Source organism: Pseudobacteriovorax antillogorgiicola, assembly GCF_900177345.1.
Lineage (GTDB): Bacteria > Bdellovibrionota_B > Oligoflexia > Oligoflexales > Oligoflexaceae > Pseudobacteriovorax > Pseudobacteriovorax antillogorgiicola.
Map to the genome: position 1 here is coordinate 1 of NZ_FWZT01000033.1, position 19,852 is coordinate 19,852.

At 47.4% G+C, this 19,852-nt stretch carries 24 protein-coding genes and 1 other RNA gene; 13 read left to right on the forward strand and 12 right to left on the reverse strand.

The genetic code is table 11. The features are described 5' to 3' along the window. On the forward strand, nucleotides 1–782 hold a 782-nt coding region (locus B9N89_RS28385; protein ID WP_159455704.1), incomplete at its 5' end, for an FAD-dependent oxidoreductase. On the opposite strand, the gene B9N89_RS28390 is transcribed toward B9N89_RS28385, so the two are convergent. Beyond that, nucleotides 779–1,012: a hypothetical protein gene (locus B9N89_RS28390; RefSeq protein ID WP_132325573.1), complete on the reverse strand. Its 234-nt coding sequence runs from the start codon at nucleotides 1,010–1,012 to the stop codon at nucleotides 779–781. The two genes, B9N89_RS28385 and B9N89_RS28390, sit on opposite strands and share 4 nt — an antisense overlap. Beyond that, nucleotides 1,009–1,863 carry a 16S rRNA (cytidine(1402)-2'-O)-methyltransferase gene (gene rsmI, locus B9N89_RS28395; protein WP_132325571.1) on the reverse strand — a complete coding sequence of 285 codons (855 nt, stop codon included), beginning with the start codon at nucleotides 1,861–1,863 and terminating at the stop codon, nucleotides 1,009–1,011. The genes B9N89_RS28390 and rsmI overlap by 4 nt, the downstream gene beginning before the upstream one ends. Before the next feature lie 205 nt (nucleotides 1,864–2,068). On the opposite strand from rsmI, the gene ssrS reads away from it, so the two are divergent. From ssrS to B9N89_RS32015, 5 genes are all read left to right on the forward strand, one after another. Continuing rightward, nucleotides 2,069–2,188, forward strand: a non-coding RNA gene (gene ssrS / locus B9N89_RS28400) — 6S RNA. A 198-nt stretch (nucleotides 2,189–2,386) separates the two neighbouring features. Beyond that, entirely contained in the window at nucleotides 2,387–3,583 is a 1,197-nt protein-coding gene (locus tag B9N89_RS28405; protein ID WP_132325569.1) for a pyridoxal phosphate-dependent aminotransferase, read from the forward strand. Between the two features lie 10 nt (nucleotides 3,584–3,593). Then, nucleotides 3,594–4,664 carry a phenylalanine--tRNA ligase subunit alpha gene (pheS, locus tag B9N89_RS28410; protein ID WP_132325567.1) on the forward strand — a complete coding sequence of 357 codons (1,071 nt, stop codon included), beginning with the start codon at nucleotides 3,594–3,596 and terminating at the stop codon, nucleotides 4,662–4,664. A gap of 33 nt (nucleotides 4,665–4,697) precedes the next feature. Further along, entirely contained in the window at nucleotides 4,698–7,244 is a 2,547-nt protein-coding gene (pheT, locus tag B9N89_RS28415; RefSeq protein WP_132325565.1) for a phenylalanine--tRNA ligase subunit beta, read from the forward strand. Between the two features lie 19 nt (nucleotides 7,245–7,263). Further along, nucleotides 7,264–8,085, forward strand: a complete 822-nt coding sequence (locus B9N89_RS32015) for a peptidylprolyl isomerase (protein ID WP_132325563.1) — start codon at nucleotides 7,264–7,266, stop codon at nucleotides 8,083–8,085. An 84-nt stretch (nucleotides 8,086–8,169) separates the two neighbouring features. Here the strand turns inward: B9N89_RS32015 and B9N89_RS28425 are convergent, their stop codons facing one another. Continuing rightward, nucleotides 8,170–8,532 (reverse strand): fluoride efflux transporter FluC, encoded by a 363-nt coding sequence (locus B9N89_RS28425; RefSeq protein WP_132325561.1) that lies wholly within the window; start codon nucleotides 8,530–8,532, stop codon nucleotides 8,170–8,172. Between the two features lie 8 nt (nucleotides 8,533–8,540). Beyond that, nucleotides 8,541–10,103, reverse strand: coding sequence for a hypothetical protein (locus B9N89_RS28430; RefSeq protein WP_132325559.1), 1,563 nt, complete (start codon nucleotides 10,101–10,103; stop codon nucleotides 8,541–8,543). A 154-nt stretch (nucleotides 10,104–10,257) separates the two neighbouring features. Here B9N89_RS28430 and B9N89_RS28435 point away from each other — a divergent pair, with 154 nt between their 5' ends. After that, nucleotides 10,258–10,701, forward strand: a complete 444-nt coding sequence (locus tag B9N89_RS28435; RefSeq protein WP_132325557.1) for a response regulator — start codon at nucleotides 10,258–10,260, stop codon at nucleotides 10,699–10,701. Here B9N89_RS28435 and bamE read toward each other — a convergent pair. Then, nucleotides 10,691–11,032, reverse strand: coding sequence for an outer membrane protein assembly factor BamE domain-containing protein (gene bamE, locus B9N89_RS28440; protein ID WP_132325555.1), 342 nt, complete (start codon nucleotides 11,030–11,032; stop codon nucleotides 10,691–10,693). The two genes, B9N89_RS28435 and bamE, sit on opposite strands and share 11 nt — an antisense overlap. Nucleotides 11,033–11,205: 173 nt before the next feature. Here bamE and B9N89_RS28445 point away from each other — a divergent pair, with 173 nt between their 5' ends. The 3 genes from B9N89_RS28445 to B9N89_RS28455 are packed head-to-tail and all read left to right on the forward strand — an operon-like array spanning nucleotide 11,206 to nucleotide 12,521. Continuing rightward, entirely contained in the window at nucleotides 11,206–11,817 is a 612-nt protein-coding gene (locus B9N89_RS28445; RefSeq protein WP_159455705.1) for an SCO family protein, read from the forward strand. A gap of 12 nt (nucleotides 11,818–11,829) precedes the next feature. Then, on the forward strand, nucleotides 11,830–12,246 hold the full coding sequence (locus B9N89_RS28450) for a copper chaperone PCu(A)C (RefSeq protein WP_132325551.1): 417 nt from the start codon (nucleotides 11,830–11,832) through the stop codon (nucleotides 12,244–12,246). Nucleotides 12,247–12,257: 11 nt separating this feature from the next. Beyond that, nucleotides 12,258–12,521 carry a DUF2999 family protein gene (locus B9N89_RS28455; protein WP_132325549.1) on the forward strand — a complete coding sequence of 88 codons (264 nt, stop codon included), beginning with the start codon at nucleotides 12,258–12,260 and terminating at the stop codon, nucleotides 12,519–12,521. Between the two features lie 60 nt (nucleotides 12,522–12,581). On the opposite strand, the gene B9N89_RS28460 is transcribed toward B9N89_RS28455, so the two are convergent. The 5 genes from B9N89_RS28460 to B9N89_RS28480 form a co-directional block, all read right to left on the reverse strand. After that, the gene (locus tag B9N89_RS28460; protein ID WP_132325582.1) at nucleotides 12,582–13,733 is read right to left on the reverse strand and encodes a cystathionine gamma-synthase; all 1,152 of its coding nucleotides are present in this window, start codon (nucleotides 13,731–13,733) and stop codon (nucleotides 12,582–12,584) included. Nucleotides 13,734–13,876: 143 nt separating this feature from the next. After that, nucleotides 13,877–14,191, reverse strand: a complete 315-nt coding sequence (gene grxD, locus B9N89_RS28465) for a Grx4 family monothiol glutaredoxin (RefSeq protein ID WP_132325547.1) — start codon at nucleotides 14,189–14,191, stop codon at nucleotides 13,877–13,879. A 62-nt stretch (nucleotides 14,192–14,253) separates the two neighbouring features. Next, nucleotides 14,254–15,339, reverse strand: a complete 1,086-nt coding sequence (locus B9N89_RS28470) for a glycosyltransferase family 9 protein (RefSeq protein WP_132325545.1) — start codon at nucleotides 15,337–15,339, stop codon at nucleotides 14,254–14,256. Next, a complete protein-coding gene (locus B9N89_RS28475) occupies nucleotides 15,336–15,776 on the reverse strand; it encodes a GNAT family N-acetyltransferase (RefSeq protein WP_132325542.1) in 441 nt (146 codons plus the stop codon). Before B9N89_RS28475 ends, B9N89_RS28470 begins: the two co-directional genes overlap by 4 nt. After that, entirely contained in the window at nucleotides 15,773–16,351 is a 579-nt protein-coding gene (locus tag B9N89_RS28480) for a hypothetical protein (RefSeq protein WP_132325540.1), read from the reverse strand. Before B9N89_RS28480 ends, B9N89_RS28475 begins: the two co-directional genes overlap by 4 nt. A 245-nt stretch (nucleotides 16,352–16,596) precedes the next feature. On the opposite strand from B9N89_RS28480, the gene B9N89_RS28485 reads away from it, so the two are divergent. Further along, nucleotides 16,597–16,869 carry an HU family DNA-binding protein gene (locus tag B9N89_RS28485; RefSeq protein WP_132325538.1) on the forward strand — a complete coding sequence of 91 codons (273 nt, stop codon included), beginning with the start codon at nucleotides 16,597–16,599 and terminating at the stop codon, nucleotides 16,867–16,869. 36 nt (nucleotides 16,870–16,905) lie between these two features. Here B9N89_RS28485 and B9N89_RS28490 read toward each other — a convergent pair whose 3' ends face one another. Both B9N89_RS28490 and B9N89_RS28495 read right to left on the reverse strand, forming a co-directional pair. Then, complete coding sequence (locus tag B9N89_RS28490; protein WP_132325536.1) at nucleotides 16,906–17,250, reverse strand: histidine triad nucleotide-binding protein; 345 nt, start codon at nucleotides 17,248–17,250, stop codon at nucleotides 16,906–16,908. 2 nt (nucleotides 17,251–17,252) lie between these two features. After that, nucleotides 17,253–17,843: a D-sedoheptulose-7-phosphate isomerase gene (locus B9N89_RS28495; protein ID WP_132325534.1), complete on the reverse strand. Its 591-nt coding sequence runs from the start codon at nucleotides 17,841–17,843 to the stop codon at nucleotides 17,253–17,255. Between the two features lie 112 nt (nucleotides 17,844–17,955). On the opposite strand from B9N89_RS28495, the gene B9N89_RS28500 reads away from it, so the two are divergent. Next, the gene (locus B9N89_RS28500) at nucleotides 17,956–18,633 is read left to right on the forward strand and encodes a type 1 glutamine amidotransferase (protein WP_159455706.1); all 678 of its coding nucleotides are present in this window, start codon (nucleotides 17,956–17,958) and stop codon (nucleotides 18,631–18,633) included. 151 nt (nucleotides 18,634–18,784) lie between these two features. Next, nucleotides 18,785–19,708 carry a flagellin N-terminal helical domain-containing protein gene (locus B9N89_RS28505; protein ID WP_132325530.1) on the forward strand — a complete coding sequence of 308 codons (924 nt, stop codon included), beginning with the start codon at nucleotides 18,785–18,787 and terminating at the stop codon, nucleotides 19,706–19,708. Nucleotides 19,709–19,852 lie beyond the last annotated feature (144 nt).

The following is a 19,852-nucleotide window of genomic DNA, read 5'->3' on the forward strand; positions in this document are numbered from 1 at the left end:
AAGAGATAGCAGAGGAGTTAAAGCGCTCCATGGAAAATATGGGAGTAGAGTTTCGTTTAGGTTACAAGCTCGACCACATTGAGACCTGCGGCCCCAAGGTGAAAAGCCACTTTAAGAAAGAGGTGATTGAAAGCGATCTTTTCTTTTTCTCTGCGGGACGGGTATCAACCAGCCAGAAGCTAGGCTTGGAAAGGGTTGGGGTGGAAACCAATGACCGGGGTGCGATCTCAGTGAACGACTTTTTTCAAACTGCTGTTCCCAACATCTATGCTGCCGGGGATATTATTGGCCCTCCAGCCTTAGCTTGCACCTCAGTGGAACAAGGCCGTATCGCTATGTGCCATGCTTTCGGCGGCCCCAAGCTTCGCTTTCCAAAGGTTTTTCCCATGGGGGTCTACACAATTCCTGAAATGTCTTCCGTTGGCAAGACCGAAGAAGAGCTGATAGCAGAAGGCAAGCCTTATGTCGTTGGTAAAGCTCACTACGATGAGCTAGCCCGCGGCTACATCCGTGGTGATCATTACGGGATGCTAAAACTCATAGTGTGCCGCGAGACTCACAAGATCATAGGAACCCATATTGTTGGCTCAGACGCCGCCAACCTAGTGCATATTGGACAATGCTTTATGATGAGCGAGACCCCTATTGACAAGATAGTCGACGAGGTCATCTTCAACTATCCAACTTTAGCAGAGGCCTATAAAATTGCGGCAACCCAAGCTGCAAAGGAGCTTGAATCTCACCCAAGGGAATTCAAGAAGAAGGAAAAGCCAGCGGCTTAAGGAGCTTCTTTCTTCGGCTCTTGGAGAGGCGTCGAGGTTTCTTGTCCTTGACTCGGAGTCAAAGTAGAACTGGCTTCAGCTTTCTTTTTCTCCAAGTGAGCCTTCGTGCCACTCCATACGACGGTGAAGACCATCACACTACCACCCAGGAGGCCAATACATAGACCCAAGAGTGTTCGACGTTTAACCTGTGGATTGATAGGTAGTAGCTCAGGCGGAGTCCGTTTCACGATTTTTTTTCCTTTATGGTAATAAGCAATTGATACAAATCCTGGCGAGGTAAGCCACAGTCTTTATATTGCTTCAATATTTCTTTAAAGCGCTTACCAGCATCCAGTTCGGCTTTGAGCTGGTCTTCGAGACGACTTAGATCCATGGTCTCACCTGCATCTGCCGCCCCAAGATTTGCGACCATGACGGCAACCTCCCCCTTCAGGCTTTCGTGTCGCTCACACCAAAGCAAGGCGTCATCAATGGTTAGGCAATGAATTTCTTCATGGAGCTTAGTGATTTCTCGCCCAATAGCGATCTGCGCGCTGCCATGAAATCTCTTAATAAATCCCAAGGACTTCTTGAGCCTTCGGGTTGAATCGTAAAAAATAACCGACCCAGAGTACCCTTGCCAAGACTCAACTTCCCCTTGTAGCGCGGATTCTTTATGGGGCAAAAACCCGACAAATTGAAAGCGATCACTAGGTAGACCACTGGCAGAAACCAGACTTGTTAACGCTGACGCTCCAGGAATAGGAACAACCCGGACACCACATTGGTGCGCTTCTGCGACCAGACGGAAGCCAGGATCTGACACACAAGGGGTTCCAGCGTCTGAGATCAAGGCCATCTGAAGTGAGTTCTCCTTGATCCGGGCAATGAACTGGGGCGCCTTGCTGGCTTCCACGTGATCGTAGTAGCTGATAAGCTCCTTCTTTTCAATACCAATATGACTCATCAGCTGCTTTGCCCTGCGAGTGTCTTCTGCGGCAACTATATCGACATGCTCCAATACTTTTTTGGCTCGCAACGACAGATCGTCAAGATTGCCGATGGGTGTCGCGACCACGAAGAGCGTTGGCTCCGGCATGAGACCTCCTTACGTCATTCGAACACATGGGAATGCAACCTTATAGAGGGGGCTCCCAAATGGAAAGAGAAATTATCAGAAACTGCGCTTCCTCTCGGCTTTGAGGGAACGGGGGCGCTCAGAGCAACGAGCTTTCACTGGCAATCCTAGAAAAGTATGTTAGGTTTACCAACGGGATGTACCAGACGTTCTGATTGATGCAGGTGAACCGATGAATAGTAACTAGGGAGCCTGGATCCAGCCGTGGTGCGCAAGCCCCCCGCTCAAGCGACGGGGGAAGCCTGAAGCGTTTGGGAAGGCACCCACCTGTATGAGTGGTGGGTTCCCCTAGCAAATCAATACGTCTTTAATGGTGCGTCCCACCCCTCTTTTCTCGTCCTAAATACCCTTAAATCTGTTTCCCTCATAATCGTTGAAAGGCCGTGCCAACACCCTCTCACAGGGCCAATTAAGCCTTGTCAATAGCCACCTAAACCTGCTTAATAGGGACAACATACGACCACGATACAAACAGAGGTAGCTCATGGAATTGTCAAAGAGAATCTCGGCACTGAAACCGTCCCCCACTGTAGCACTGAATGGCAAGGCAAAGGAGCTAGCCAGAGCCGGCCATAAGGTATTTAACTTTGCGGTGGGAGAACCAGATTTTACGACACATCCTGAGATTATCGACGTGGCTGTTCAAGCCCTGAAGGAAGGCAAAACAAAGTACGGGCCCGCTGGTGGCAGCCCGCAACTTAAGGATGCGATCATTGAAAAGCTAAAGCGAGACAACAAGCTTAGCTTTAAGCCAGAGCAAATCGTAGTAGGCATGGGTGCGAAAGAGATCCTGTTCCATCTATTTTTGGCGACTCTCAATGAAGGAGATGAAGTTCTTATCCCAGCTCCTTACTGGGTCAGCTACACCGCACAAGTGTTAGCAGCAGGAGCTACACCTGTGATTATTCCTATGCCAGAAGATCATCAAGCACCACGACTCACCCCCGAAATGATCGCAGCCCATGTGAGTCCGAAAACCAAGGCTCTGATCCTGACATCGCCCAATAATCCAGCCGGCTACGTGATCAAGAAAGACGAGCTTCTCGCCATCGGGGAATACTTGAAAGATAAGCCCTGGTGGCTCGTTTCCGACGAAATCTATGAGTATATGTCATTTGCGGAGCCACACCACTCCATTGGTGCATTGGTTCCCGAGCTGCACGATCGCTATATTATCGTCAACGGCCTTTCCAAAGGCTTTGCCATGACAGGCTGGAGAGTCGGCTATATGGCAGGCCCTGAGCCCGTGGCAAAACTAGTCAAAACCCTGCAGACGCAGTCCTCTACCTGCTTACCACCGTTTATCGAGCTAGCATCGGTCGAAGCTCTGAAGCGGGGGGCAAACCTGATGGCCGACAAGATGGACCTTCTAAAAGGACGAAAAAATTTAGCCCAAGAGTTGATCAACTCTATGGAAGATGTCAGTATGGTCCCTCCCGAGGGGGCCTTTTATATCTTCATCGACGTAAGAGACGCCCTGGACAAGGCACCGGGGTATGAGAATCATAACTCTTTTAAATTCAGCGAATACCTGCTTGATACCCATCATGTAGCCATGGTACCAGGAGAGGCCTTTGGTGTTCCTGGCTTTCTACGCCTAAGTTACGCCACGAGTGATGAGGAGCTAAAAGAAGGATTGAGCCGTCTAGCACAGGCTCTTAAAGACGTAAAGAATGGATAACGGATAAAACATGAGTGACGTAACTCTGAACACAATACAAGATCAAGCGAATCAAGTGGAATCGGCTTTCGCTGAGCAAAAGTCAGCGTTAGCAGCCAACCCCTCTGCCAAAGGCGTGGAGGAGCTTCGGGTTGCTTTTCTCGGCCGAAAGGGACAGGTCACCAGCATCATGGAACAGATGCGTAACATCAGCAAGGATGACCGCCCTGAAGCAGGTAAAATCATCAATAAGACGCGCTCTAAAATTGAGTCAGCTATCGAGGAATTGAAGGCTGAAGCAGAGGAGTTTCTGATCCAACAAAAATTGGATCAAGCGCCGATCGATATATCGCTGCCAGTTCAAAGCAGCGGAGCCAAGGGATCGTTGCACCCAGTGACTCTCATGAGACGGGTGCTGCTAAAGGAATTTCGAAAACTGGGTTTCACAGTTTACGACGGCCCGGAAGTTGATTTGGATCTCTACAATTTCTCCTCTTTGAATTTCAAAGATGATCATCCGGCTCGCGATATGCAGGATACGTTCTTCGTCAAAGACTTTGACAAAACGGTCCTAAGAACCCATACGTCGAACATTCAAATCCATGCCCTCATGAATCAACAGCCTCCCCTGAGAGTGGTGTCACCAGGGCGAACCTATCGCTGCGATTCGGATTTAACCCACACTCCCATGTTCCACCAGATCGAGTGCTTGGTGGTTGACCAAAACATTTCAATGGGAGACATGAAGGGTGTCATCGACACCTTTTTGAAGGCCATTTTCGGCGACGACCTCGAAACTCGCTTGCGACCAAGCTACTTTCCTTTCGTTGAGCCCGGGGGAGAAGTCGATCTTCAGTGCGTATCCTGTCGAGGCAAAGGTTGTCGCATCTGTAGTCAGACCGGATGGCTTGAAATTGGTGGTCTAGGGATGATTCACCCTAATGTATTCGAAGCTGTGGGGGTCGATAGTGAGCGCTATACAGGCTTTGCTTTTGGCTTCGGTATCGACCGCATTGCCATGCTGCGTTACGGCCTTCAAGATCTCAGGCAGCTATTTGAGGGTAACCAGCAATTCCTCGGACAGTTTCCCATACAACCATAATTCTTAGTCCAGACAAGCAAAGAGCTAACGTATATGAAAGTTTCAATCAACTGGTTAAATCAATATGTAGACATCGCCGATGTCCCTGTAGATGACATCGCAAAAGCCCTCACCAACCTCGGCCTCGAAGTCGAGGGTAGCGAGGATGCAACGCCCCTGCAAGGCGATGTTGTCGTTGGCAAGATACTGCAAGCTGAGCAGCATCCGAATGCTGATAAACTTCAAGTTTGCCAAGTGGATGTCGGTGAATCTGAGCCACTCAATATTGTTTGTGGTGCCCCTAACGCCCGCGCCGATCTTACCGTCGCAGTCGCCAAAATCGGAGCTGTCTTACCTGAAGATTTTAAAATCAAAGCTGGAAAGATCCGTGGTGAAAAGTCTTTTGGAATGCTCTGCTCAGGATCAGAACTGGGCCTTTCTGATGATAGCGACGGCATCATGGAGCTTGACCCTAAACTAAAAATTGGTCGCTCTATAGTTGATGTATTCAATCTAAAAGACACGGTTCTGGAGATTGGCCTCACCCCAAACCGCAGTGACTGCCTTGGGTATGTTGGCCTTGCCCGAGACTTGGCTGCAAAGCTAGAGCTTGAACTCAAAGAACCATTCGTCCCAAAAACATTTGGTGATGGCACCCTCGAAACATCTGAACATGTGTCAGTTCGAATAGAAAACCAGGAAGAATGTGGCCGTTTCTGCGCTTTATACGTAAGAAATGTTACAGTAATTCCTTCCCCCGTGTGGATGCAATCCAGACTATTAAACTCAGGCATGCGTCCTATCAACTTAATTGTCGACGCTACAAACTATGCCATGTTAGAAAATGGTCAGCCTGTCCATGCCTATGACGAGCGGGATATCGGTGGGCAAGAAATCATCGTGAGGCGTGCAAAAGCAGGCGAGACTCTTGTCACCCTAGACGACCAAACCAGAACCTTAAGTAGCGATGACTTGGTTATCAGCGACGCCAACCAAGCCGTGGGTCTAGCAGGCGTTATGGGCGGTGCCAACAGTGAAGTCAAACCTGATACTAAAAATATTGTGATTGAAGTTGCAAACTTCCACCCTAGCTTGATCAGGAAGAGCGCCAAGCGTCACGGCCTCCATACGGAAGCATCACACCGTTTTGAAAGAGGGGTTGATATCGACCAGGCAGCATTTGTTGCCCGACGGGTGGCACAGCTGATCCAAGACGCCACCAAAGAACAGATCGACCAAGGTATCGAAGCTAATGTTCCCGTGGTTTCAGGGAATCTAATCGACATCTACGACCAAGTCCGGATCAAATCCAAAATCGCCCTCAGGCTCAGTCGGGTGCGGCAAGTCACAGGACTTCGCACGATTTCTCAAGAAACTTGCATCAAGCACCTCCAAAGCTTAGGCTTTGCATTCCTCGATAAGACTGATGATCGCATGCTTTTTGAGGTTCCTACATGGCGTCTTGATATCGAGAGGGAAACCGACCTAATCGAAGAAGTTGTACGTCTAGAAGGCTACGATAAGGTCCCTTATACTCTGCCTCAAATGGAGATCGGAACCCTGCCCGAAAACCCACTGATTGAATTCACAGACCAGTGCAAGTTTGCAATGGCAGAGCAAGGCTTTTCCGAAATCATAAGCTTCCCGTTCATTTCGACTGATGATCTGAAACGATTCAATGTTCCAGAGAAGCACCCGTTTCACCAAACAGTAGCCTTAGCAAATCCATTGGTGGAGGAGCAGAGCTTTCTACGCACCAGCCATTGTTTTAGCCTAGTTAAAGCCTTAGTAGAAAACCGGCGCCACGGTATCAAGGGGTCCCGGCTTTTTGAATCAGCGCGGAACTTCTACAAGATCGACGACAAAGTGGATGCAGCGTATCCTCTATGGAGCTACCTCGACACCAACGGCTGTCATGTGATAGGTCGCGCTCGGCAAGATCACCGACCCATCGAAAGAAATATTGTCGCTGGTATCATCGATCAGCCGTTCCAAGCGAAGTCCTGGAACCAGGTCGAAGTAGCCTCTAGTTTTTTCCACGGCAAAGAGGCCATTCTGGACCTCCTCGCAACCTTCGACATCCGCGATGTCAGCTTTAAAGCAATTACTGCTCAAGACATTCCTTGGCTCCACCCCACAGCCTCTGCCCTAGTCATGTGGCAAGATCAATTGCTGGGCTACTTAGGAGAGCTTCATCCAAGAACAGCTAAAGCAAGCGAGCTGGATTTTGAAAATCCACCGATTGTGTTTGAGTTAGATCTGGAGCCGTTGTACAAGGCTTATCAAGAACTGCGTGCGTACCAATCATCGACGATAAAATTTCCACCGGTCACCCGTGACCTGGCTTTTGTGGTCGGTAAGTCGGTATCTCATGATCAGTTTGCCGAGGCTTTCCAGAGCTTTAATCGGCGTAAAAATTTGAGTTCGTACCGTGTTTTCGATGTTTATCAGGGCGAGCATCTGGATGAAGGCAAGAAAAGCATGGCCTTTAGCCTCCAGTTCCAGTCCGACAAGAAGACATTGACTGACAAGGAAGTTGAGAAAGAAGTGAACGCTCTCATTGATTGGTTCAAAGAGCAGCTTTCCGCAGAATTACGTTAATTTTTTCCATGGAAGAGTAATGACAATGAAAAAAGCATTTCTAATCGCATCCTCAATCGCCGCTATAGCTACTCCGCAAGCTCTCGCTGCAAATGTTGCCACATTTGGCAAGGAAGCGATTTCTGTTAAGGAATACAAGCAAGCTGTCGAGGATCTAGGTGAACGAGGCGACATGGTTAAGAACAATAACCAGGTGCGCACCCAGTTTTTGAATCACATGATCGACAACACGCTCCTTTCAGAAGAAGCGAAAAAAGAAAAGCTTCAAAATTCCGATCGCTACAAGAAAATGGTCGAAGCCGCCCGCAAAGAAATTCTATCAAGACTCTATGTTGAGCAGTACATCGAAGCTAACACTAAGCCAGAAAAGTTAAAAGAATACTTCAAGAATAATAAGAAGCAGTTCAGCAACAAAGAAGTTCGTGCTTCGCACATCCTTCTCAAGGAAGCAGACAAGGAACTTGCCGAAAAAGTTCTCAAGGAAGCTAAGGGTGGTGCCGACTTCGCTGAGCTAGCGAAAAAGCATTCCACAGGCCCAAGCAAATCTCGTGGTGGTGACCTTAACTACTTCGGACCAGGCCGCATGGTACCTGCATTCGAAAAAGCTGCTTTCTCAACCGCAAAAGACAAGGTTCACCCCGAGCTCGTTAAAACTCAGTTCGGCTGGCACATCATCAAAGTTACGGACGTTCGTGGTGGTGACGACGTGAAGTTTGAAGACAAGAAAGATCAGGTTGAGCAAACGATCAAACGCAACGGTCGCAAGGATTTGATTGAAGAGCTTCGCAAGAAAGCCAATGTCAAAGTCAATGAGTCTGTACTAAACGAGATCAAATTCTAATTTGAACTTGAAGCATAACTGCTTACGAAATCCAAGGGCTTCGAAAGGCTCTTGGGCTTCGTAGGCCGACCTAGAACTATACCATTAAGCCACCTGCCTCTGCCCGAGAAATACCCCCAGAGCACAGCAGATAAACCCACCGACAACCGTTACTAAGATCCACGCAGTCAGTAGCCACCATCGCCTTTGTTCAGCCATTTGAAAAAGGTCCATAACGAACGACGACATTGTCGTCAAAGCGCCGAGTAAACCAGTAACAAGACCGAGTCGAACATCCAAAGGCCATGACTGGGCAATGCCATATACATAGCCAATTCCAAAGCACCCCAGAAGGTTGACAAGCAAGGTGCCTGCGGGAAGTGGAGTCCATTGGGCGATCAAGAGCTGGGCTCCGTATCGAGTCAGCGCGCCTATAATAGCTCCACCTGAGATCCAAAGAACTTGCATACCGCCTTTCACATCGCGTAGTAGCGAAACTCCCAATTGACCTCAGACGCCTTTAACGCCAGGTTATCGGGATCTGTAAACCACTCGAATCGAAGATAGTTGACACCTCTCGGTGAGTCAAAGACTAAGTCCAAACGGCCGTCAGCTGGAGCTTTCCTCACTAAGGAGTCACCATTTAGAAACACTTCAACTTCGCTCCCTTTCTTCAAGGGCTCTTCAACGATGATTCGCAGATGAGACTTTTTGCCTCGGAAGATGGTCCCCGAACTACCGCCGTCAAGCAGCACCTGATAGTAACCCTCAACGAAGCCCCACTCAATATCTGGTTTAGGATAGAAGCGAATATCATAGGTATTACCTGGCTTGTCGCGGAAGGGGTTGTTCGGATCAAGACCTACGGATTCAGCCCAGATGCTGATCACTTCATCAACATCCACATGCGGGTTTCCTCTCGAAGAGCTACCTGTAGGCGGCGCTGGCTCAAACGCCATCCAAAGGAAGTCGGGGTGACTCCGACGGCTCTCTCCGACCCACTCACCACCAACCACGCGCCCTTCCCCATCAAGTTCTAGGATGTAGGTATAGACGAGTTTACTGGGATCAGGCTTTGTGCCTGCTCCTTGAAAATCACTGCGAGCCTTTCGATAGGATATAGTCATTTCAATAAATTGCCATGACTTCGCATCAGGATTAAAGACCCATTGATCCAAGTTAAGTCCCAGTCTTTCCAGAGCCAGCTCTTCTGTTGCTAATTCTTCAGAGGTATAACTGTATTCATAGATAGGATAGTTCCACACCTGAATATCCCGATTCATATCGAAGATTACCGGTTGCTTTTTACGCCCTAGAAAGTTGACCAAACCAACATGAAAACTCGCGGGATTTACATCATCACAGTCATCCATGGTGGTGGGGTCAGTGCGAATTGCTGGGAGTGCATCCAACTCACTTTGCGGCTTGCGACATCGATTTCCGGAGATAAATTTAGCCTTGGCATTCATATTGATCTCAGATAGCAGCGCACGAATGTCTCGCGGCTCGAAAAAGTCGATGCAGGTATTGGTTTGCTCACAGCCCACGGGTCGCCCTACAGGCACTAAGGGGTTTTGAAAGCGAGCGGCCGCCACAGATGTTCCATTACAGTGCCCATACCAGCTCGGTTCCTCGCGACTGTTGTACTTGGCTTCCCAATCTGTTGCTAGCAATTCACTGCCATTAAAAACTTTGTCATACTTTGTCAAAGCCCCCTCGATGTTGGTTCCCTTTTGCCTTTCTGGATACCATGAATCAAGGTAAGGGATACGATCTAAGGTCACCGAACCTGATTTAAACTCGTCGAGCTTGCTCCACTCGGTCCAGTAATCGTCTTCGGAACCACCAAAGACCCTTTTGTAGAAATCGCTGATATCCCGCAGCTCCAGCTCATCCCGAGAATAGTTGCCGTAAGGGCTTACCGTATCAAGGTTGTAGGCGCGAGCCCGGGTGCGAAAGTGGTCGCAAGACCAATGTAAGCTCACTATCAACGCCATGGGTAATATTACTAGAGCGGTACGTACCATGGGTGGCTTCACTTCATACTCCCCTGTAAAAATCTGCTTGATTTTATTATAGCTGATAATCTTGGTGAGGTCAGACTGGGGTCCTGTCAGATACTTAGAGATTCTTTCTTAGGACACTTAAGGAATCCACCGATAGCTTGGTAACAGACGAAACAGGCGAAGATTTATGAGTATAAACAAGCAAGATAGCCAAGAAAAGCTCGGGACGATACTCTTAGTGGACGATAACCCTGATATCGTCGAGGTGCTTCAAGAAATCATTGAGACCCATACCAACTTCAGTGTGCAAACTGCATTGGGAGCGAAAGAAGGCTTAGATGTGCTCAAGAATCACCCCATCGATGTGATCATTCTTGATCTTCTCATGCCCGTGATGGATGGGATTGAGATGTTTCAACTCATCCGCAATCGCTCGATCAACGCACCCGTCATATTTTTGACGGGTAAGGGGGATGATGAGAAACAGGCGTTGGCCTTTGAACTAGGGGCTTTCGATTTTCTTCAAAAGCCTGTCAAGGCCCGGGACTTACTTTTACTCATTGACGAAGCGTTCAAGGTTGTCCAGCAGATCCGCACCATCCTATCCAAAAAGCAACAGTCTACGGCTTAGGCGCACGCAACGTCTTCATTCGGTCTTCTTTAAAGCTTGAGTTGAAGGAGAACGAATCAACTGTGTCGTCTTCCCAATACAGCTTTAGCTCCTTTGTTTGAGACTCACCAAAAAGACGAAATTTATAGTAGCCATAAGTCCAAGTTGGCCGGCCAGAAGAATAGCCCACTGCGAAAGGCTGACCTAAAACCTTTTGCACATCTGCTTTTTTGGTCTTATTCTCCTTGATCCAAGCGTAGTCACTAGAGAAATTCTCACCACGGGTGACACAGCTTGTGCTCAATGTTCCTAAAATCAAGCCGCTGACTGCAACTTTAAACATCTGCTTCATGATTGACCCTTTCACTTAACTATCGAAAAATCAGTTCTTTTTCAGGTTACCTAGCACTGTAGCCCCAAGGCTAAGAAAGTCTCAAGTTTTTATCGAAGTCCCTAGCGCTTAGTGGTATACCAACTTCTCCTGGTATCATGTTGAGATCGCTATCTCGGGAGGAAATTCTTCATATGTCTAAGAAATTAGGCTTACTGTTATTTGGAATGTTTTTAGGTGGAGTTTCTGGCACCAGTTACTTTCTTATCAAACAACTCGATTCAGCCAGTATCGAAAATGGCCGGAAATTAAGCGAGAGCCGTCCCCTTAAAGACTTTGACCTCACAGATCAGAATGGGGCCTCGTTCAATAAGAACAATCTACTTGGCAGATGGAGCCTGGTAACATTCGGCTTCACAAACTGTCCTGATGTTTGCCCCTCAGCCATGGCGAGCTACCGTGACGAACTGAAGCTCCTTGAAGACAGCATGTCACGATTGCAATTTATCTTCGTCACGGTCGATCCCGAACGGGATAGCAAAGAACGCCTCAAGAGCTATTTGGAATACTTTCATCCAGCCATCATTGGACTCACTGGTAGCCAAGAGCAGATCAAGAGTTTTGCTGGAATGTTCAGCGTCCACTTTCAAAAGCAGGGTGGCGGCGAAAATTACAATATGGCTCACAGCCCGCAGTTCTTCTTGGTCGACCCTCAAGGTAATTGGACAGCCATGTACAATCCTCCTTTAAGTCGAGGAAAAATTGCTGTAGACCTCACCCGTATCGCATCTAAAGATTCCATATAAAGGTTTGTTGAGATGTTCCATTGTCTTGCCGCATTCTTTGTATCTCTCGTTATATCAAGCTCCGCCTTGGGCTCCATTAAAGTGTCCAAGTCTTGGGCTCGCGAAATGCCTCCAGGGAGCAGCGTCACAGCAATCTATTTGCAAATAGCCAATCAAGGCAAGACTGCGGTCGCACTAAAGTCTGTTTCCAGCCCTATTGGCAAAGCTGAAATCCATGAAACAAAAATGGAAGATGGTATGATGTCGATGGAACCGATTTCATCCGCAACGCTAGGTCCTGGTAAGACTCTTACCCTGAGTCCCAAAGGCCTTCATATCATGATTTTAGGGGTTTCAAAGCCATTGCGTCAGGGAGATGTGATTCCTTTGACTTTGTCCTTTGAAACGGCCCATACTATCAACATTAAAGTTCCCGTTAAGTCGTACTGAAAGGTCAGGTCATGTCACAGATCGCAGAAATCATAAAGCAACTTAATATACCAGAAGAAAAGCTAAAAGAACTTGCCGAAGCTCTAAATTCAAACCCCATGGCAGCGATGGCTTTGGTTCAAGAGCTCAACATTCCACCACAGGTGATGCAGCAACTGATGGCCACAGTCATGGCAAACCCAGCTGCGGTTGTTGAATTCGCGAAAAGCCTAGGCGTTTCAGACGAAGCTGTTCAACAGGTTCAAGACCGGCTGCAAAATCCGCCTAAGAGCTAGACATATTTTTTGCAAAGGAAGCAGAAGATCGCTGGGACGACAGATGTCGCCCCATAGCAATCAGCCATTTAATGCTTGATCAAGGTCGGCGATCAAGTCATCAGCAGATTCAATACCAACTGATAAACGTAGAAGGTTGGGGCCAATTCCAAGCTCTTTACGGAGAGGCTCAGGCACAGAAGCGTGGGTCATCTTCTCGGGGTGATTGACCAGCGATTCCACCCCTCCCAAACTTTCTGCTAGCTCAAAAACGTTCAACCTCTGCAGAAAGCTAACGACATCGTCATAAGTTCCTTTGAGATTAAAACTTACCATTCCAGAGAAACCCTTCATCTGCTCACGAGCAATCTCATGATGAGAGTGAGACTCAAGGCCTGGATAAAAAACAGACTCAACCTTGCTGTGACCCTCAAGGAACTTAGCAATCGCCATAGCATTCTTCTGATGCTGCTCCATTCTTACTGCTAGAGTCTTGATGCTTCGCAGGAGTAAAAAGGCTTCAAACGGCCCAGGAACAGCTCCCGCTGCAAACTGGACATATTTGATTTTTTCGTGGAGTTCATCATCCGAAGTCATCACTGCACCACCAATGATATCGGAATGGCCACCGATATATTTGGTTGTGCTATGCATTACGATATCGGCGCCAAACTCTAATGGCGACTGGAAGATCGGAGACGAGAAGGTGTTGTCAACCACGAGAAGAGCGCCCAGCTCTTTAGCCAAGTGACTCATTTTGCGAATATCGATCACTTTCAGAAGCGGGTTCGTTGGCGTTTCAACCCAAAGCATCTTCGTCTTGCTGTTAGAGACTTTCTTAACCGCGTCTATGTCTGTCATGTCGACGAAATGAAACTTCAAATTGTACTTCGCATATAAGGTACGAAACAATCGCCCTGTACCACCATAGACATCATCGCAAACGATCACTTCGTCACCTGGATCGAGAATCTGGATGATTGCCTGTTCAGCTGCCAGACCAGAGGAAAACGCCAAGCCGTGTTTAGCACCTTCAAGAGCAGCAAACGAAGCCTCCAAAGCATCCCGGGTTGGGTTTCCTGCACGGGAGTAATCCCACCCAGTATGCTCCCCAGGAGCTTGCTGAACGTAAGTTGAAGTCTGAAAGATTGGGGTCATGATAGCCCCGGTTCGCGGCTCTGGTTCTACCCCCGCGTGGACAACTTTGGTAAAGTCGCTATGATTGATCGCCATCTTGGAATTCCTTATGGTAACCGGAATCCGAAACTTCATCGCCTGCCAACTTAGGCCAAGCCTGCATTCGCTGCTTTTCCGAATCCCATAGTATCTTTGGATAAAAAATATCCGGGATTTATGTAGCCTGTCAAAAAGCTTTCTTAGGCTTTTAGCACATCAGCTAATTGATCTTTTCTGTGCATTTCCATAACGATGTCGCAGCCACCGACGAACTTTCCTTTAACATAGAGTTGCGGAATGGTAGGCCAATTTGTAAACTGCTTCACACCTTCACGAATATCCCAATCCTCTAAGACGTTACGGGACTGATAGGCTACCCCGTAGGAGTTAAGAACCTGAACCACCTGTGCAGAAAAGCCGCACATAGGTTCCCCTGGAGTCCCCTTCATGAATAGGAAAATATCGTTATTTTCAACATCTTGTTTGATTGCTGCTAAAGCTTCTGCTTCTCCCATTGCCTTGGCTCCTTATGTGATGATTGCGAGCAACGTAGGAATACCCTACTAAACTGGTCAACTTACTCATTTCTTCTATTAGCCGCAAGCAACGATTGAGGGCTGTTTTCATCGATCATTTGCTGCAGCGTGACAAACACGGCGTCAGTGTCAATTTTACGCATACATTGAAAGTGTTCCAGAGGACAAACTTTAGGCCCGTGGTCGCTACAGGGTCGACAGGGGACCTCACCGATAGGAATGTCCACGACACGTGAGCCCATGGCCCGTGGCCCGAACCCCATCGCTGGAACCGTCGCCCCAAAAATTGCAAGGGTAGGCACTCCAAATGCTGAGCCGTAATGAATCGGTGAGCTATCGTTGCAAACTAGAACATCAAGGCTTGGAATCAAATACCGTAAATCATCTAAGTTTGTCTTGCCCACTAAGTTTAAAAACTGGTCATGATCTCCAACCATGTTGCTGACAATATCTGCCTGTTCCCTCTCGCCACCACTCCCCAAGAGCACAACTGACTGCCCTGCATCTAGGGCTTTCTTCACTAGGTCACCATACTTCTCAGCTGGCCACCGTTTTGTACCCCATACACTCCCTGGCGCCACACCAATCAAAGGTCGGTTCAGAGGCAGAAGCCTCTTACTCAAGTGCTCATTCATCGATTTGGGCAGAGACATGCGAGCCTTACAGATAGCCTCTCTAGAAACTCCCAATGGCTCTAGGAGAAGCCCGATTCTTGCAGACTCGTGGAGTGATGCAACCCGAGACACGGTTTGCGCGTTCCACGATAAACTGGTTTCCCCATAGGTGATTCGTTGAAAGCCAAGCCGTAGGCTAAGCAAACTCGATCGAAAGCTACGGTGAGCCTGCAAGATCACTGTGGTGCTTTTGTCTAGACTCGAACAACTCTGTTTAACGGCGCGGCTTGCCTGCCAAAAACTTTTCCCACCTTTATCAAAAACAACAACTTCATCGATAGACGGATGATCTTTAAGTGCCGCCTTACCGATCGGTGTTGTTATCAATACCTGTCGGATATGAGGTGCTTCTGCTTTGAGGGCATTGAATGCGGCTGTCGATAGAACAATATCTCCAAGAAAACTGGTTTGAATCCATACAATAGTCTCAATATCTGCAAGATGCTGGGTCATAATTCTTTCTTCATAACAAGAGCCGATTCGCCATCACGATAGTATCGTGGCCTTCGACCGATTAAACGATATTCTAGTGATTGATAAAGTGCCTGGGCACCCGTATTGGATTCTCGAACCTCTAAAAAAAGTGAATCTATCTTGAGTGTCTTAAGTGTGGCGAAGTACTCTTTCATAAGCCTTCTTGCTAGACCCTGGTGCCTAAAGTTATCGCGGATAAATAGAAACAGTAACTCGCTCTCCAAGCTAGCAATGCTGAAGAAAATCATGCCCGCAGCCTGTGAGTCTACGAGGACAAAAAAGAGTCTTTTATCTCCCGCTGCAATACTTCGGAGAATTTCATCACTTTTCCAAAAGTGATCGCCCCAATCTAGGCTAAGCTCCTCTAGACACCAAAGCAACATATCCTCGTATTCAACGATCTGAAGATTTTTCATAAGCTGCTTAGCCTCTGATGCTGATTGGCACCTTCAAAAAATCGAAACGGCATCCCTTTTTGAATTCTCTTAAACCAAAGAGCATCTCGATCCACACGATACAGCCAATCAGTTTGCGCGACTTTGTTCGCTTTACTTTTTAAATAAGCTTGAACTTTCAACAAAACAACTATCTGGGATTTAACTTCTGGCTCAGTAACTTTCAGCACGCGATATCGGTCACTAAGAAGCGACGATCGTTTGATTGATTGAAATATAATCTCACTTGACTTTCTAACCATATCAGCATTTGGCAAAAAGCTAACTAGCCTTTGAGCTTCTTGATTAAATAGGCCATTAATCAGCATTTCGTTTTTATAAGTTTCAAGCTGAGAACTCCAGGTTTCAGCATTCACAATGGTAGGTGCCACACCCTTACGCAGGAACAAGCCTTCTTTTGCGATCACATAAATCTCAAAATCTCTTTGAGTATAGACCTGTCGTTCAACCTCTAAAATATTGCGATTCAAGAGTTTGGCTTGAACTGTTCCGCTCCAGAAGATGGCACTGAGAATTACTAATACAATCGACTGCACTTTATAATCCTTCTATTTGCAATTCTTAAAGGCACTCAAAAAACCCTTTATTAATAAGCTCAGATCCATTGTTGGGCGAACCCTTTCAAAGCGTCAAGATGTATCTTATTTTGCGATCGGTAACAATTTTTCTTCTCCAAACAACATCTATTTTCCACTTCTCCTTGACAATCATCGTCACCCTTGTAAACCTTTACCAGCGTACCCTTACTACTACAAAAAAGATGAAATCTTTGGAGGTTCTCATGAACAAAGCCGAGTTGGTCGAAGCTATGGCAAAGATCACCAGTGCGACGAAGGCCGATACAGAGAAGGCTTTAGACGCATTTATTGACGTTGTTAGCAATAACATCAACAGCAAAGATGGGGTGAAGCTTGTTGGCTTCGGAACATTCTCTGTTTCAGACCGTAAAGCTCGCATGGGACGCAATCCTCAAACTGGCGAAGAGATCCAAATTCCAGCAAGAAAGGTTCCTGTCTTTCGCCCTGGTAAAGAGCTCAAGGAAGCCGTTAAGTAATTTGCGCACCCCCGATTCTCAAGCGGGGGCCATCCTCTAACCCGGAGGCCAAGTTAAGTTTCGACCACCAAGAATATGAGCATGAATGTAATCAACAGTCTGGCCTCCATTCTGCCCGTGGTTGAACACCACCCGATATCCTTCAGCATCAAGGTTAAGCTCTGCAGCGACTTTTGATATGCGCTGCATGTACTCGCCTAACTCCAGTGCTGAACGATCTTTCGCATCAGCCATGCTAACCATCTTCTTCTTCGGTATCACAAGAACATGAACCGGGGCTTGTGGATTAATATCACGAAAGGCAAGCACATGATCGTCTTCAAACACGATATCCGCAGGAATCTCTTTAGCAATAATCTTGTCAAATATGGTCTCACTCATCATCAGACCTCGTAAGTTTCGTTAAAAAGCTTTCGCTCAACCAACTCAATAAGAGTATGAATCACCTTGATATGAAGCTCTTGCACTCGATCTGCGAAGCGTCCACCAGGGGTACAGATTTCGACATCCGCAAGTTCGGACAAAGCACTGTTTGGTTTGCCTGTCAGGCAGATCGTTTTCACCCCCAACTCTTTCGCACGACGAACAGCCCGAATCACGTTTTCGCTTTTACCACTTGTAGAGATACCTAGGAGCACATCCCCAGAGCGGCCATGAGCTTCGATAAATCTAGAAAAGACTTCTTCAAACCCAAAGTCATTACCCGTACAGGTGATATGTGCACCATCCCCCATTGCAATAGCGCCTAGAGCTGGCCTATCCTTTCGAAAGCGACCAGACAACTCCTCTGCAAAATGCATGGCATCACACATGGAGCCACCGTTGCCGCAGGAATAAACATGCCCGCGACTCTCAAAGCACTCCGATAGGAGGTCTGCTGCCTGAACGATTTTGCCCATGGCTGCCTCGTTCTCCAGTAAATTTTCAAGGGCGGTCTTGGCCTCTGTAAGGCTTGCCTTGACGTGCTCAAGCATGGGATAACCTTCTTGTCTAGTTCGTAATAACAACAAAGGCTGATCATGCCATAGGAGCCATCGGCTTTCAATTATTATGCCCGGCCAGAGCCGAGGCCAGAGGAGCTTTTCTGTGAGCAGAGCCCACATCGCGATTATTGACCCAGCATCTCGGGTAGCCGAGATTGATTCTTTTAATAGACTCCAAGACTTAACGAACGCTAAGCTCACCTATCACTTGCCTTGTCTTTATGGCCTTGACTCTCTGAACCAGCTACGGGCTCACCCCGATGCTTTAGTGGTATTAGGCAGTGGCGCTTCAGTGCATGACGATTTAGCGTGGCAAAAGACTTTCCATCCCTGGCTACTGCAGAAGCTCAACGAGGGCGTCCCTACTTTGGGGTTGTGCTATGGGCACCAACTGCTCGCCCATCTACTAGGAGGCAGCATTGGCTTCGTAAGCCCCGACCAAAAGAAATTGGTAGGAATGAGAAAAATCATTATCAAATCAACAATTGAATTTTCAAGAGATCAAAAAGAAGGGTTGTTTATTGTCTCACATCGAGAACATGTGACGAGCTTGGGCCCCCAATGTGAGATCTTCGCTTGGAGTGACGACTGCCCTGTTGACGGTTTTTTCCATACTCAAAAGCCTATTTGGGGCATGCAGTCCCACCCAGAGGCGGGGCCTGGTTTTGTGATGAACCAAAGTTTACCTGTTGAGCTTGATGAAACCCTATTTGAGTCTGGGCAAGTATTTTTACGCAATTTCTTTAGCCACATTACAGAAAACTACAAACCCCCTTGCTAAAAAGGGGTAAGAAGTATTTTTTTTCCTAAGTTATTTCAGCCACCTGCCCTCGCGACCTCGCTTTTTCCTTAACAAGTCCTGAATGCAGTCGATCTGCAAAACAAATACATGACGTATTTTTCGTAACCATCAATTAGGACAGGAGGTCTGTATGGGCTTACGCATTCGCACCAATGTTGCCTCGCTAAACGCACAACGGCGATTAGCAACATCCACACAAGCCATTCAAGAAAGTTCAGGAAAGCTAGCTTCCGGTAAGAGAATCAACAAGGCCGCAGATGATGCTGCGGGTTTGGCGATTTCATCAAACTTGGGAGCTGACATTCGATCACTCAATCAGGCTAAGAGAAATGCTAACGACGGCATCTCCCTCGTGCAAACAGCAGAAGGCAGCTTGATGGAGACCACTTCAATGCTAACCCGACTCCGGGAGCTATCGATTCAGTCAGCCAGTGACACTATTGGCAACACCGAACGCGAGTTTCTGGATAAGGAATTTGTAGCACTTAAAGATGAGATTGACCGTATTGCCAACGCCACTGAGTTCAACGGAACCCGACTCTTGATTGGTGAGAATGACGTTTCCGACGAAATCGCTAATGCCGAAGGCACGTTCCCACTCGAAATTCAAATCGGTAAAGACTACTACGAAGAATCGGATGCTATCGATCAATCTAATCAAGTCAACGTTATCAAGATCGACTTGAACAATATCAACGCCTTCACATCCGGTGATGGATCGTTGGACATCGGGGCAAGTGAAGAAGGTACCCGAGTCAACACTAAAGAAGCAGCACAGAGCAGCATCATGAAGATGGACGACGCGTTGGTGAGGGTTTCAGAATATCGATCGTATCTTGGTTCGATTCAAAACCGATTACAATCGACCATCAACAACTTGGGGGTTCAAACCGAGAACTTAAGTGCTGCCAATAGTCGTATCGAAGATACGGACTTTGCAGCGGAGACAGCTCGCTACACCTCTCAGAAGATCCTTCAGCAAGCTGGCTCCTCTGTTCTGGCGCAAGCTAACGCACAACCGCAAATCGCCCTTGGATTGGTTAACTCGTTATAATCAACCCATCGACCCTAACTTTTGACTTCTTCAGTCCAGGGTAAGCCACCCTGGACTAGTTTAGCCTTAGGCAAGCATTGACCTAATCTTACGAATCAACTAAAACACCCTTTCCTGTCATATTGATTTGGCAGACTTGATCCT